This is a genomic window from Flavobacterium sp. (assembly GCF_046073885.1).
In the GTDB taxonomy this organism is placed as follows: Bacteria; Bacteroidota; Bacteroidia; order Flavobacteriales; family Flavobacteriaceae; genus Flavobacterium.
Genome location: NZ_JBJTND010000021.1, coordinates 54,853 through 68,959, shown reverse-complemented (window position 1 = coordinate 68,959; position 14,107 = coordinate 54,853). Strand labels below are relative to the sequence as shown.

The 14,107-nt window shown below is 33.1% G+C and carries 12 protein-coding genes and 1 tRNA gene; 3 read left to right on the top strand and 10 right to left on the bottom strand.

Features of this window, described 5'->3' with window-relative positions; genetic code table 11:
* Window positions 1-145: 145 nt before the first annotated feature.
* From ACKOWY_RS03425 to ACKOWY_RS03410, 4 genes are read right to left on the bottom strand one after another with little or no spacing between them, the layout of a single operon-like run.
* On the bottom strand, window positions 146-817 hold the full coding sequence (locus tag ACKOWY_RS03425) for an ABC transporter ATP-binding protein (protein ID WP_408940045.1): 672 nt from the start codon (window positions 815-817) through the stop codon (window positions 146-148).
* Window positions 818-819: 2 nt separating this feature from the next.
* Entirely contained in the window at window positions 820-2,043 is a 1,224-nt protein-coding gene (locus tag ACKOWY_RS03420) for an ABC transporter permease (RefSeq protein WP_408940044.1), read from the bottom strand.
* A gap of 2 nt (window positions 2,044-2,045) precedes the next feature.
* On the bottom strand, window positions 2,046-3,131 hold the full coding sequence (locus tag ACKOWY_RS03415) for an efflux RND transporter periplasmic adaptor subunit (RefSeq protein ID WP_408940043.1): 1,086 nt from the start codon (window positions 3,129-3,131) through the stop codon (window positions 2,046-2,048).
* Window positions 3,128-3,715: a TetR/AcrR family transcriptional regulator gene (locus ACKOWY_RS03410; RefSeq protein WP_408940042.1), complete on the bottom strand. Its 588-nt coding sequence runs from the start codon at window positions 3,713-3,715 to the stop codon at window positions 3,128-3,130. Before ACKOWY_RS03410 ends, ACKOWY_RS03415 begins: the two co-directional genes overlap by 4 nt.
* A gap of 634 nt (window positions 3,716-4,349) precedes the next feature.
* Between ACKOWY_RS03410 and ACKOWY_RS03405 the strand changes: the two genes are divergently transcribed.
* Genes ACKOWY_RS03405 through ACKOWY_RS03395 form a run of 3 tightly spaced genes read left to right on the top strand, consistent with a single transcriptional unit; the run spans window position 4,350 to window position 5,822 of the window.
* Window positions 4,350-4,559 carry a helix-turn-helix domain-containing protein gene (locus tag ACKOWY_RS03405; RefSeq protein ID WP_408940041.1) on the top strand — a complete coding sequence of 70 codons (210 nt, stop codon included), beginning with the start codon at window positions 4,350-4,352 and terminating at the stop codon, window positions 4,557-4,559.
* The gene (locus tag ACKOWY_RS03400; RefSeq protein ID WP_408940040.1) at window positions 4,556-4,891 is read left to right on the top strand and encodes a HipA N-terminal domain-containing protein; all 336 of its coding nucleotides are present in this window, start codon (window positions 4,556-4,558) and stop codon (window positions 4,889-4,891) included. The genes ACKOWY_RS03405 and ACKOWY_RS03400 overlap by 4 nt, the downstream gene beginning before the upstream one ends.
* Complete coding sequence (locus tag ACKOWY_RS03395) at window positions 4,881-5,822, top strand: HipA domain-containing protein (protein ID WP_408940039.1); 942 nt, start codon at window positions 4,881-4,883, stop codon at window positions 5,820-5,822. The genes ACKOWY_RS03400 and ACKOWY_RS03395 overlap by 11 nt, the downstream gene beginning before the upstream one ends.
* A 145-nt stretch (window positions 5,823-5,967) precedes the next feature.
* Here ACKOWY_RS03395 and ACKOWY_RS03390 read toward each other — a convergent pair whose 3' ends face one another.
* From ACKOWY_RS03390 to ACKOWY_RS03365, 6 genes are all read right to left on the bottom strand, one after another.
* Window positions 5,968-7,179 carry a phage integrase SAM-like domain-containing protein gene (locus ACKOWY_RS03390; RefSeq protein WP_408940038.1) on the bottom strand — a complete coding sequence of 404 codons (1,212 nt, stop codon included), beginning with the start codon at window positions 7,177-7,179 and terminating at the stop codon, window positions 5,968-5,970.
* Window positions 7,180-7,438: 259 nt separating this feature from the next.
* Window positions 7,439-7,523 (bottom strand) — tRNA-Ser (locus ACKOWY_RS03385).
* Window positions 7,524-7,677: 154 nt separating this feature from the next.
* A complete protein-coding gene (locus tag ACKOWY_RS03380) occupies window positions 7,678-10,173 on the bottom strand; it encodes a beta-mannosidase (RefSeq protein ID WP_408940037.1) in 2,496 nt (831 codons plus the stop codon).
* Window positions 10,166-10,837 carry a copper homeostasis protein CutC gene (locus ACKOWY_RS03375; RefSeq protein WP_408940036.1) on the bottom strand — a complete coding sequence of 224 codons (672 nt, stop codon included), beginning with the start codon at window positions 10,835-10,837 and terminating at the stop codon, window positions 10,166-10,168. The genes ACKOWY_RS03380 and ACKOWY_RS03375 overlap by 8 nt, the downstream gene beginning before the upstream one ends.
* Window positions 10,838-10,841: 4 nt before the next feature.
* The gene (locus ACKOWY_RS03370; RefSeq protein ID WP_408940035.1) at window positions 10,842-11,828 is read right to left on the bottom strand and encodes an isoaspartyl peptidase/L-asparaginase family protein; all 987 of its coding nucleotides are present in this window, start codon (window positions 11,826-11,828) and stop codon (window positions 10,842-10,844) included.
* On the bottom strand, window positions 11,828-14,098 hold the full coding sequence (locus tag ACKOWY_RS03365) for a family 20 glycosylhydrolase (protein ID WP_408940034.1): 2,271 nt from the start codon (window positions 14,096-14,098) through the stop codon (window positions 11,828-11,830). The genes ACKOWY_RS03370 and ACKOWY_RS03365 overlap by 1 nt, the downstream gene beginning before the upstream one ends.
* Window positions 14,099-14,107 lie beyond the last annotated feature (9 nt).

The following is a 14,107-nucleotide window of genomic DNA, read 5'->3' as shown; positions in this document are numbered from 1 at the left end:
TTATCTGAATTATGAAGCAAAAATAGATCACTACAAAGTCTTTAACAGTAACAAGTGTTACATTGGAAAAAAATTAAAAAAAGTGTTCAATTATTTGAACACTTTTCTCTTGACATTGTGAATACGTAGAGCATCGTAGACTAAATTAACGAATGATTTCACCGTCTTTCAATTCAATAATTCTATCACTTTTACGAGCAAAATCATCATCGTGTGTTACCGCAATAATTGTTTGTCCAAAATTTTGAGTTAATTCTTGAAAAATATCAAAAACAATTGAAGTATTTTTACTATCAAGATTTCCTGTTGGTTCATCACCCATAATTAATATCGGATCATTAATTAAAGCTCTAGCAATAGCAACTCTTTGTTGCTGTCCACCTGAAAGTTTACTTGCTGGTTTTAATGCTTGGTCTTGTAATCCCAATATTTCTAATTTTTTATAAGCTTGATGCTCAATTTCTTTTTCTGAATATTTATTTAATTTTAATGCAGGAATCATTACATTTTTTAAACATGAAAATTCTGGAAGTAAGTAGTGAAATTGAAAAACAAACCCAATTTTTTCATTTCTAATATCTGCTAATTTATCGGTTGATAAACCAGTCATTAACTTATTATCAATATACAAATCACCTTTATAATCAGTATCCATAGTTGATAGTACATATAAAAGTGTAGACTTACCACTACCCGATTTTCCAACCATTGAAAGAAATTCTCCTTTTTTCACATCAATAGTAATATCTTTCAATACTTGAAATTTAGTTGGCTCGTAAAACAACTTATTTATATTTTTTGTTTCTAAAATATTCATTTCTATTTTCTTAAAATTTCTACAGGGTCAACATTTGCAGCTTTTTTAGCAGGTATATAACCTGCAAAAAAAGTAATTACTAAGCCAATTAATATACCTTGAGCAATTTTATTAAATTCATAATCAATTGGAAAATAACCTGTATCTCCACCTATATAAACTTTTTTCAAAAAGGTTATTAATATTATGGCTAAAATAATTCCACCAATTACTCCCATAATTCCAATAGAAACAGCTTGAGTTACAAAAATTTTAATTACATCTTTCCCTTTAAAACCCATAGCTTTAAGAATTGCTATATCGTTTATTTTCTGAGACACTGTCATGTTTAAGATATTATAAATTCCAAAACCTGCCACTAATAAAATAGTCAATGAAACAAACGTAATGACTATTTTACGCATTTTACTCGTAGCCATAATTGTCTCATTAGCCTGCTTCCACCCTTCTGATTTATAACCTGTTAAATATTCAATTTTTTGAGCTATATTTTCAGCTTGTTCTGGATCAAAAACGTTTACATTAATTTCCGTGATATAATTACTCCCTTGATTTAAAAGTTGTTGAGCAGTTGCAATATTAACATAAGACATTGTTTTATCTACTAATGAATTATTAGTTTTATAAATACCAATCACTTTAAAGTTAATATTTATTCCTTTAGAAGAAGTTAAATTCAAATTATCGTTGATTCCTAAATTCATTTTTTCTGAAATTCCACTTCCTATAACAATTCCGTTTTGTATAGATTTTAATAAATCAAAATTTCCTTCAACCATAAACGATTTAATATCGTACATATGATCCGCTTGATCAGGTATTATGCCTACTGAAATTCCTGAAATTTGTGATTTTCCATTATTATAAAAGACACTAGAGCTGACTTGAGGAGATACAAGAGTAACTCCTCTCTGTCTTAAAATGGATTTTACAACCAAATTTGGATTATGAATTGCATTGTTAACAGGAACAATTTTCGGATTTATTATCAAGGGTAATTCATTCGATTTTTCAATCAAAGGCTTGCTGATTTCTTCGCCTTGATAAACCTTAATGTGAGGTGTAGATTTAAAAATAGAATTATTAGAACTTTTGTCAAAACCAACCATCATACAATTCATAAAAATATAAATTGACATACCTAATACAACTCCTAAAACAGAAATTGCAGTTAGTTTTTTATTTGAAAAAATATAGGTTTTAGCAATTGTTGAATTAATATTCATTATTATGGCTTTAATGGTAAAAGAACATCTTCTTTAGTTACTCCTTCTAATACTTCTACATATTCTGTTGAGACAATTCCTGGTTTTATGATTATATCCATCTCTTTCCCTTTTATATTAACTTTGTTTCCAAAACCAACATAATTTCTTGGGATCAGTAAAGCATTTTTCTTTTCCCCTACCAAAATATTAGCTTCCAATTGTGTTCCGAAAAATGAGTTTTTAATTAGTTTGTCAAATTTAACTTTACAGATAAATGATTGTGTTCCTTCATCAAACGCAGAAAGTATTTCAGAAACTTTACCACAAATCAAATTATTTTTATCAGTATTAAGTTTGATGTATACGACTTGTCCCAACTTTACCTTTCCTATGCTTTTTTCATCAACGTTTAATACAGCTTCAACTTTTGTCTGATTTGCAATGACTGCAATGATTTCTCCTTTTTTCACATAATCACCACTATTTTTTAGTTTTTTAATAACCGTCCCTCCTTCAGTTACAATTATTGAATTGTAACTCCTAATTACCTGATTATTTTTTAATTGACCTAATGCAGCTATTTGCTGTTGTTTGGCTTGAAGTAAAATAACACGGTATTGATTTTTTAAGGAATTTAAATTTGATAATGAATTTTTACATGCCAATTGCACATTTTCATATTCAACTTTTGAACCTATATTTTGCTGATTCAATCGTTCATAGCGTTCTGCTTGCTTTTTATCTTGAAGATATTTGCTTTCAGCGAATTGAATATTTTGTTCTAATTGTAATAATGCAGGTGCATTTATTGAAACATTATTATTTGATATTAATAATTGTTCTCTTGATGTTTCTGCATTTATTTGACTGTTTTTATTGTCTATATTTGCAATAGTATCCCCTTTGATAACTATATTGCCTATATCAAAATTTGCATTTTGCAAAACACCTTCAGTTTGAGCTGTCAGACTATAAGAATCATCCCATTCTAATTGTCCCGATGCAAAAACTAATTCTTGAACATCTCGAATTGTGGGTTTAATTTCTATTGAGTTTTTACAAGAAAATAGGCTGATAACTATAATAATGGATAGTAATTTTCTCATTTCGATATTATTTTTATGGTTGAATTCATAATATTATTTCCTTTATCTAACAAATCGATTTCAAATTTTGAGAATTTCCATTTTAATATCATCATTCTGAAGCTTCCCATAAGAATGTGAACGATATCTTGTGTATTAACATCATCTATAAACTCATTATTTTTTTTGCCAACATCAATAATGCTAGATATCAATTGCATTTTAAAATGAATAATTTTCATAATGGATTGATTTATTTTTTCCGATTCATCTAATAAACCTTCAGATAATATTGCTACAACAAAGTGAGGGTTTTCACTAAAAAAATGAAATTGACTTTGGAATAACTTATTTAATTTCTCTATTGAAGTTTCATTATTATTTACTATAAGATTCAATCTCTCTTTAATATTGTTTCCTAAATATTCCAATAATAATAAAATTATATCTTCTTTATTTTTAAAGTGTCTATAAAGTGCACTCTCTGAAAATGCCATTTCTTGTGCTAAATTCTTTGTAGTTAATCCTTTGATTCCTTTTTCAATCAAAAGTTTTCCCGCGGATTCTATAATTTCTTGTTGCCTTTTTGAAGTAATTCCTGTCATAATTATAAGTTAGTGAGTGTTCACTATACAAATTTATATAAAAATAGTTTAGATAAAACATAAAAGCATAATTAGAAAATTAAAATTAAATTTTTTTGTATAGATAGAATATATTTGACAATCCTTCAATAGAGTGATTCCTTAGTTTATTTAAAATTACAAATCGCGTTAGCCCTTATATATACAAAGGAAATTGAAGATTTAGTTACCCTATTTTGCCCTAAAACCCAATAGAGAAACTAAATTATGCGTTTTTATGTGTTTTTTGACATAGTGTCAAAAACTAAAAAACCCTTCAAACACTGATTTTTAAAGGGTTTTTGAAATTTTATATTTCTTTTGAAACATGCTTTTCGCGGAGAAAGAAGAAGTCGTACCCGTAGCCCCTTGGTTTTGAATCGATTTTTTGAGATGCTGTGAAGTATTTAAACTAAAGTGATTTCTGAATTATCATTTGAATTAATCACCGCATTTTTGCGGTAATAAAACATTTAAATCACAGCATTTATCAATATTGAGTCATATTTTTCAAACACTATATGTTTATACATATAAATATAAATAAAATCAATAAATTATATCTAATTACATATAATATTGTATATTTGCGCAAATTTATATCTAATTACATATAATGAAAGCGTTATCAGATTTTGTTAAAGAACGAAGAAAAGAAGTGAACCTGACTCAAGAAGAGTTTGCAGAACGAATTGGCGTTGCACTCACTGTGATAAGAAAGATAGAGCAAGGAAAGACAAATATGAACCTTGATAAAGTGAACTTGGTTTTAAAAATGTTTGGTCATGAATTAGTGCCAGTAAAAATATTAGAAAAGACGAAATGAGACAAGCAAATATTTTTTATAAATCAATTTTGGCTGGAGTTTTAACAGAAACTAATGATGGGGAGTATGTGTTTAAGTATTTAGAATCCTACATTAAAAATCATCCGAAAGATTTTATTACATTCACAATGCCGGTAACTTCAAAAGAATTTATTAATAATAGGTTATTCCCTTTTTTTGATGGATTAATTCCCGAAGGCTGGTTATTAGATATAGTAGTTAAAAATTGGAAACTTAACCCCAATGATAGAATGGGATTGCTATTGTCTTGTTGTCAAAATTGTATTGGAGCTGTGAGTGTTGTTCCAATTAAAAATGAAAATGATGAATAAATGTTTATACTGTTACAAAGTAGTTGAAACTGGTGCAGATTTTCATGAAAAATGTAGTCTAGATTTCTTTGGATTGAAAAATCCTCCATTACTTCCATACGCTTTAAATCAAATGACCGATTTGGCAAAAAATGTAGTGGAAAGAAGTGTTGCTGTTCCAGGTGTGCAACCAAAACTATCCATGTCTATTGTAAAAGATAAATTTGAAAAAACCGACGAAAGATTAACTATTGTTGGAGCGTTAGGGGGTAATTATATTTTTAAACCACCCAATAGTGATTTTGTTGAAATGCCAGAGAATGAACATGTAACAATGAGAATTGCAGAATCTTTTGGAATTAAAGTAGTGCAAAGTAGTTTAGTTCGTTTAGCATCAGGAGAACTTTCATATATTACCAAACGTATTGATAGGGCGGCAGATGGAACTAAAATTCATATGATAGATATGTTTCAAATTACAGAAGCTTTTGATAAGTATAAAAGTTCGATGGAAAAAGTAGGAAAAGCGCTTCATAGCTATTCCGAAAATCCGATTTTGGATAAATTGTTTTTATTTGAATTAACCTTATTCTGTTATTTAACTGGTAATAATGATATGCATCTAAAAAACTTTTCGATGATATTAACAACATCAGGTTGGTTATTGGCACCTGCTTATGACTTATTAAATGTTGCAATTGTTAATCCTGATGATAAAGAGGAATTAGCATTAACAATTGAATCTAAAAAAAATAAACTAAAATTAGAAGATTTTATAAAATTTGGAACTCGATTAGAATTAAATGAAAAGCAAATAAAAGGAGTTTTCAAAAGATTTTTAAAGAACAAACAGCATGCAATTGATTGGATTGGCAAATCATTTTTATCTGAAATGATGAAGAAGAATTATATAGAATTGTTAGAAACCCGATATAGTAATTTTTTGGAATAAGTAAATTGCTTAAATTTTGCTTTAAATATTTTGATATATGTTTTTTCATTTCTAATAAATTAGTTTATAGTGGAAAATAGCATGTAATTTTCCACTATAGCCCTGTTTTTAGCAATTTTTTCCAGAATTTAGTTAATATGAAATTCTATTTATCACGAAATTTTTCCATTAATTTTTGCATGTCTTCCGAAACACTCGAATCTAGAATTTTGGCATAATGCTGGGTTTGCCTTATGGTTTTATGTCCTAGCATTGCTGATACATTCTCAATTTTAATTCCATTTCCTAAGGTAACGGTTGTAGCGAAAGTATGTCTGGAAACATACCAAGTAAGGTTCTTATCCAAGCCAACTATTTCAGCAATTTCTTTTAAATAAGCATTCATCTTTTGATTGGAAATTTTAGGCAATAAGGTCTCCGATTCAAATTGGTATTTATTAATTATACGAATTGCTTGTGGTAAAAGTGGCACGTTTGATCTTGAATCAGTCTTTTGACGGTTGGTTTTTATCCATAAGTTTTTATTAGCATCTTGAATAATATTTTTTCGTGTAAGTTTTAATACATCCACTGGAGCATAGCCAGTGTAGCAACTAAACAAAAACAAATCTTTTACTCGCTCCAATCGATCAATCTTGAAATCTTTGTTTTCAATTCGTTCCAATTCTTCTTCAGTCAAAAAGCAGGCTTCTACTTCTTTTATTTTACCTCCGTATAGATTGAATGGGTTTTTCTCTATTAATTCCATCTTTACAGCGTAATTACAGATCGTTTTTAGGTTTTTGAAATACTTTACCGTTGAATTATTTTTAATCCCTAATTTGCCTTTATATTCACTTTCGAACTTTAAAAAGGATTCAAGGTTATAAATATAGCGGCTGTTCACTTTATCAATCTGGATATCTTTGAACCCATTTTTTTTGGAATTGAATGTTTGAATTAAGTCTTTTACTCGCATGTACTTCTGTAAGGAAGCTTTTGAGCGTTCGCCAACAGCAACCAATTTTGCAAAATAGTCATTGTGCTTATCAATTAATTCTAATAGAGTAGGTATAACATCATCTTTATGCTTACCTAAAATCATTAACTTGAACTCAGATATACGGATATCCTCTTCATATTTTACAATTTGATTGTATACTTTTTCAATTTTTAAAACATACAAATCCAAGTACTCTTTAAGTACTTTTTCCCTTTCAACTCTAAGCTTACGTCTTAAATTATCGGTCTCTATCCAGCGCTCTTCCGATATGTATTTACCAGTGCTAATAGTTACAGATTTTTGCTTAAAAAGGATTTTAATGTAAATAGGGCATTCTCCGCTGTTTTTTACCTTGTCTTTTTTGATGTAAATCATTGTTTTTACCATAGTTTTCGTATTAAAATTAATGGTCCAAACAAAAGTTAAAAATCGCGTTAGCCCTTATATTTACTAAGGAAATCGAGGATTTAGTTACCCTATTTTGCCCTAAAACCCAATAGGGTAACCAATAGGGTAACTAAATTATGCGTTTTTATGTGTATTTTGACATATTATCAAAAACTAAAAAACCCTTCAAACACTGATGTTTAAAGGGTTTTTGAAATTTTATGTTTCTTTTGAAACACGTTTTTCGCGGAGAAAGAGGGATTCGAACCCCCGGACCTGTTACAGTCAACAGTTTTCAAGACTGCCGCATTCGACCACTCTGCCATTTCTCCAGTTTTGCCGTTAGCGGTTGCAAATATACTAACCTTTTTTAGTTTTCCAAATAGATTTTAAACAAAAAAATATTTATTTTCATTACTGATAACTAATCGATTCATTTTCTATTCATTAACAAATAAAAACCATTACTTAAAGAAAAATTTTAGATTACATCCCATTCAAACACATAATCTTCAAAACCCCTTTCTTGCCTTTAAAAGCAACAATGTGTTTTACATTGGGCACTAAATCAAAATAATTGTCTTCCAATTCCATTCCGTTTCCTTGAATACAAACGTCTTTTGCCAAGGTGTTTGAAGTAAGTTCGATGTGATTTTTGTCAATGAATTTATAAGTGATTGTCGGTTTTTTAAGGAGTAGTTCTTTTGGAGAAACAAAATAATAAGTTCCAGTGGTCTTCTCCCCTTTTGCATTGACATAGTCGGCTTGAAGTAAGCAACGATTCCAAAGTTTAATATCAGGAATTTCAGAAGATACAAGCGCAACTGCAGTCGTTACCGAGTTGGGTTGCACCAAAATCGACTTGGTTGTTTTCCATAATTCGGTTCCGTCAAAATCTAATAATCGTAGGTTTACAATTCCGTTTTCTGCCGTAAGGCCATCAAAACAAATTTGAAGTTTAATGGAATTTAGTTCAGAAGTTTCAGAATTGGTATTTGCTTTAAACACAATTATTTTGGGTGCAAAAGAGCGTTTTACCTGGTATTGCGCCGCTTTCCAACGGCCGAAATAATCTAGGCTGCTCCAAGAAGTAACCGGCCAACAATCATTAAGTTGCCAATACAAACTTCCCATACAATACGGCATCGCCGATCGATGGGCCTCAATAGCCATTTTCATACCTCTAGCTTGCAATAATTGAGAAACATAGATATAATCCTCAAAAGCGGTCGGAACTTTATAATCGCGCTCCATATAGGTTTGAATCGTTTCATAACCTGTTGGGTGTTTTTGATGCGCTTTTACGGCCTCCGAAGTAGTACTCATTTCGGAAGGCTTAGCAAAGGTTTCAAAAGTTTTGTAATCGGGCATTCCTTGAAAACCGTATTCGCTCATAAAGCGACCCACTTTTTTCGTGTAATTCTCTAAAGGCTCCATACCCCACCAAACGCCCCAATAATGGGAATCGCCTTGCATAAGACTTTCTTTTCTTCCCCAGCCAATAGAAGGCGAAGAAGGCCAATATCTGTTGTTTTCTTTTGAAACTAAAGAATCTAAAACTGACGGAATTTCCTTTTCAAATAGGCGCTTATAGTTGTTCCAAATGGTGGTAGAATCTTTTTCAGAATAGCGGTATTGTTTCTGCCATCCCCAATTCTTCCAACCTTCGTCCACTTCGTTATTTCCACACCACAGCGCAATACACGGATGATTTTGCAAACGAACCACTTGGTCTTTGACTTCTTGCTTCACATTAGAAACAAAGGCTTCATCACCCGGAAACAACGCACAAGCAAACATAAAATCTTGCCAAACTAAAATTCCTTTTTGGTCGCATAACGAATAAAAAACATCATTTTCATACACTCCACCACCCCACACGCGCAGCATATTCATGTTTGATTTAACGGCGGTATCAATTAGATTTTCATATTTTTTTGGTGTCATTTTGGTTAAAAACGATTCAGGCGGAATGTAATTGGCTCCTTTCATAAATACATTTTTGCCATTCACTCTAAAATAAAAACTCTTCCCAACTGAATCTTTATCTTGAACCAATTCAATGGTTCGAAGCCCTATTTGCAATTTCTTTTCATCCAACACGGTTTCTTTCTTTCGAAGTTGAATCGTAAAAGGATATAAATTTGGCGCTCCGAGTCCGTTAGGCCACCATTTTTTAGGATTCGAAATTTGGTATGGTATTTCAATAATTTGAATTCCTTTTTTAAGTGTTACCGTTTGTTTTTTGCGATTAATTTGTAACGAATAAACGCCAGATCGCTCACATATAATCGTTGTTTTGATTTTTAAATTGGCAATTTTATCGGTTAGTTTTTCCTGCGAATAGGAAACCGATTCCAATTGAGCCTCATTCCAAAAACGCAGTTTTACATCTTTCCAAATTCCTGCTGTTACAAATCGGGGTCCCCAATCCCAACCAAATTGATACGGTGCTTTTCTTACATACACTTTTTCATCACCAGGTAAAACAAAAGGAGCCAATGCAGCGGCTTTTTTGGCTTTTACTGCCGAAGATTCAAATTCAACTCTCAAAGTATTCTTCCCTTGAAGAAGAAATTCCTGAACCGGAACGCGCCAAGTTCGGAACATATTGTTCGCCTCCAAAACCAAAGTATCATTAAGATAAACCTTAGCATCGGTATCCAAACCATAAAATAAAAGTTCTTTATTTTGTGCCGACAATTCTTTTTTGGTCACATTAAATTGGGTTTGGTACACCCAATATTGCTCTTCAATCCATTGCAAATCTTTTTCATTTGTCCCATAAAATGGATCTTGAATGTACTTATTCAAAAGTAAATCGGTATGCGCCGTTCCGGGAACTTGGGCTTTACTCCATTGGTTGTCTGAAAATTTTTGGAATTTCCATTGTTCTTTAGAAAGGGATCGCTCCCAATTTTGGGTCCACCCAAAAAAAGAATTGAAAACCAAAATCAAAATCAACAACCACTTTCTACACATTGGAAATTACGTCTTTGAGTGTATTAATTTCGATAAGATTTGCAATTTCAGAATCATCTACAATACCTGAAGTATGAAAATAGCCAGCTTGAGTTATTTCTTTAATTTTTAAAGCGTTGGTAGATCGTAATCCGCCACCTGGCATCATTTGAATTTGATTTCCAAATTGAATGATCGCCTCTCTCACCGCGTCCATTCCGAGTTCAATTTTGGATGCATTTCCGGAAGTCAAAATAGTTTTGAAACCCATTTCAATACAGGTTTTTATTGCTTTCAAATAATCATCGATATGATCAATAGCCCTGTGAAAACTGCACGGTAACGGGCTCGCCAAAGCAACCAATTCGGAGTTTCTTTGAACGTCAATGGTGTTATTTTGAGTTAGAATTCCGAAAACAAAACCTTCAATTCCGGTATCTTTTAATTCTAAAATGGATTGTTTCATTGCTTCAAATTCCTTTTCCGAATAATTGAAATCGCCGCCACGAGGACGAATCATTACCAACAATTCTTTTGAAAATAAACGTCTTGCTTTTTGGGTATCTGCATAACTTGGGGTTGTTCCACCCAAATTAAATTCGGCACAAAATTCCACTCGATCGGCATTGCTTTGTGCAACTACCGCCACCGATTCCAAATTAAAACAAGCAACTTCCAATTTCATAATTCTATTTTAAATAAAATGGTGCGTCAATTAATCTATTTCCGGTTGCATCATAAACGGCATAATTAAATCCGCCTTGAATGCAATATGAACCGTATTCACCGGCTTTATTTAAGGCAATAAATCCCACTTGAATATCAATAAGGTTTTTATTTCGCAACTTCGTTAACTTAATAATTCGTTGCACCGCCTCCTCGCAGGCTTGCTGTGGCGATTTCCCTTGTCGCATCAATTCGACTACCAAATGGGCTCCTGCAATACGAATTACTTCTTCTCCGTGGCCTGTTGCGGTTGCTGCTCCTATCTCATTATCTACATACAATCCGGCACCAATTATTGGAGAATCGCCCACGCGTCCGTGCATTTTAAAAGCCATTCCGCTAGTGGTACAAGCCCCAGATAAATTTCCGTTGACATCCATAGCAATCATGCCAATGGTATCGTGGTTTTCGATATTAGCCTTCGGCGAATATTCTGATTTTTTAAGCCATTCTTTCCATTCCTTTTCGGAATCGGGCACTAATAAATTCTCTTTTTTAAATCCTTGAGTCAATGCAAAATCTAAAGCTCCTTCCCCTACCAACATCACATGAGGTGTTTTTTCCATAACCGCACGAGCCACCGAAATGGGGTGTTTGATGTGCTCCAAACAAGCCACCGAACCAATATTGGCCAATTCATCCATGATGCACGCATCAAGAGTCACGCGACCGTCACGATCTGGTCGACCACCATAACCCACACTTCGCTCTTTTGGATCTCCTTCTGGGATTTTAACACCTGCTTCCACCGCATCCAAAGCGCGTCCATTTTGACTCAAAACTTCCCATGCTGCAACATTGGCTTCAATTCCGAAACGCCAAGTAGACAAAACGATTGGTTTATTGATTTTGTTTGGTAAAGTATGTTTCGTATCTGCTTTCACTCCGGTAAAAGCGAGTCCAGCGCCTGCAACCGCAGCGGTTTTAAGAAAATCTCTTCTTGTTTTCATTATTCTACTTTTATTTCATCGATAAACAACCAAGCCGGTTCTCCTGCACCAGGATTTCCTTCTTGAATTATACCTTGATTGATTGCACTTACTTTTATATACCTTGCGGACGCACGAGAAACACCAACCTTTACAAAACCTTTAAAATCTTCTATTTCTTGGCCAGAAATGGTTTGTTCATCGTAATAATCGGTTCCATTTTCAGAATAGGAAATCGTAATCTGTTTTGGGTAATAAATCCAACTTGCTGAACTTGACAGCACATCAATTAGTAGGGTATGTATGCTTTTTACTGCGCCTAAATCAATAGTTGCCAAAACATCCTTACCGGAAAAACCAAGCCAGTCTCGTCCAAATTTTCCGCGATCTCCATATATACCGTCAACCAAACTAAATGCGCCATTAGCTTTGTAGGAATTGCTCGGTTCTTGCTCTAATGTAACCGAAGCTCCAGTTGCCAAATGGATATCAAATTTTTGTTCTAAAATAGCGCTTTTTTGAACCGCACCTTCAAAACTTGCAGCTTTAAGTACAGTATTTTTTGTAATGCTAATGGGTTGTGAATACAGCAACGATCGACTTGTAGGCGGAGTTCCATCTAAAGTGTAAAACAACTTAAAAGTAGGATTCGCCGGTATTAATCGCACTTGTAATGAATTATTTTCAGTTGCTCTAACCGTTGCTTTAACCTCAAACAAGGCCTTGCTGTAATTGACCTTCATTTTATCTAAAAGAGTAAAATGCTTGAGTAATCGTTCTTTAAATTCCGAATAATTAGAAGTAGCGTCTTTGCCCCATAACACTTCAGCTAGAGCCGCCATTCTTGGCATTGCCATATATTCTACTTTAGAAAAATCATCCATATATTCGCTCCACACATTTCCTTGAGCACCCAGTATGAACTTGCTTTCTTCTTCATTTAATTCTGCTGGAATGGGATTAAATTCATACACTTTCTCCAAAGGAGTATAACCGCCTATCGCCAGAGGTTCAGTTTTTTGTTCCCCTTGATAATGATCAAAATAACAATGCGACCCCGGACTCATCACCACATAATGACTTGCTTTGGCTGCAGCAATTCCGTCTTCGGTTCCTCGCCAACTCATCACAGCAGCATTTGGCGCAAGCCCACCCTCAAGAATTTCATCCCAACCAATTATTTTTTTTCCATTTGAATTTATGTGTTTTTCGATTTGGGATATAAAATAACTTTGTAATTCGTGTTCGTCTTTTAAGCCTTCTCTTTGAATTAATGCCTGGCATTTTGTACATTGCTTCCATCTGGTTTTAGGACATTCATCCCCACCAATATGAATGTATTCGGATGGAAATAAAGGTAGAACTTCGTCTAAAACATCTCTTAAAAAAGCAAAAGTCGCATCGGTTGGACAAAACACATCATCAAAAACACCCCATTTTGTAGCCACCTCAAAAGGTCCGCCTGTGCAAGAATACTCAGGATATGCAGCCAATGCGGCCATGGCATGCCCAGGCATTTCGATTTCGGGAACAACCGTTATATGTCTTTGTTTGGCGTAGGCCACAATTTCTTTAATATCTTCTTGGGTGTAAAAACCACCGTAAGGTTTTCCGTCAAATCGTTGCTCGTTGTAATGCCCAACCATCGATTCTTTTCGAAAGGCACCACTTGAGGTAAGTTTTGGGTATTTTTTTATTTCAATGCGCCATCCTTGATCATCGGTTAAATGCCAATGAAACACATTCATTTTATACAAGGCAAGATAATCTATGTAATTCTTGATATCCGATTTTGGAAAAAAATGTCGGGCTACATCCAAATGCATGCCACGCCATTTCAATTTGGGCTGGTCTTTAATTGAAACCGCAGTAACCTGTAAATTACCCTTTGCGTTTTTATTCAGCAACTGATTCAAAGTTTGAATTCCGTAAAAAAGGCCTTCAGAAGTAGCCGCTTCAATATGAATTATTTTGGAATTACTTTCAATTTGATACGCATCCGGATCACTGTTTAGCTCAGGATTCAACACCAATTCGATGGCATTATTTGATTTGGAAGAAAGCACACTTATTGACACATCGATACCAAATTGTATTTTTAGTATTTCTTTGAGATACCGCGCTTCCAAATTATCTTTTGGCGCTACCACTACTGTAGCACTCGTTAACAAAAAAGGTGTCTCTTTTTTTAATACTAAGGAATTGGGCTTTGGTATTATTGAAATGGAAGTTTGTGCACTAGTTGCCAAACTTACTAGACCAACAAATAGTAAAGTTATTTTTTTAAACATCGTTTCTAA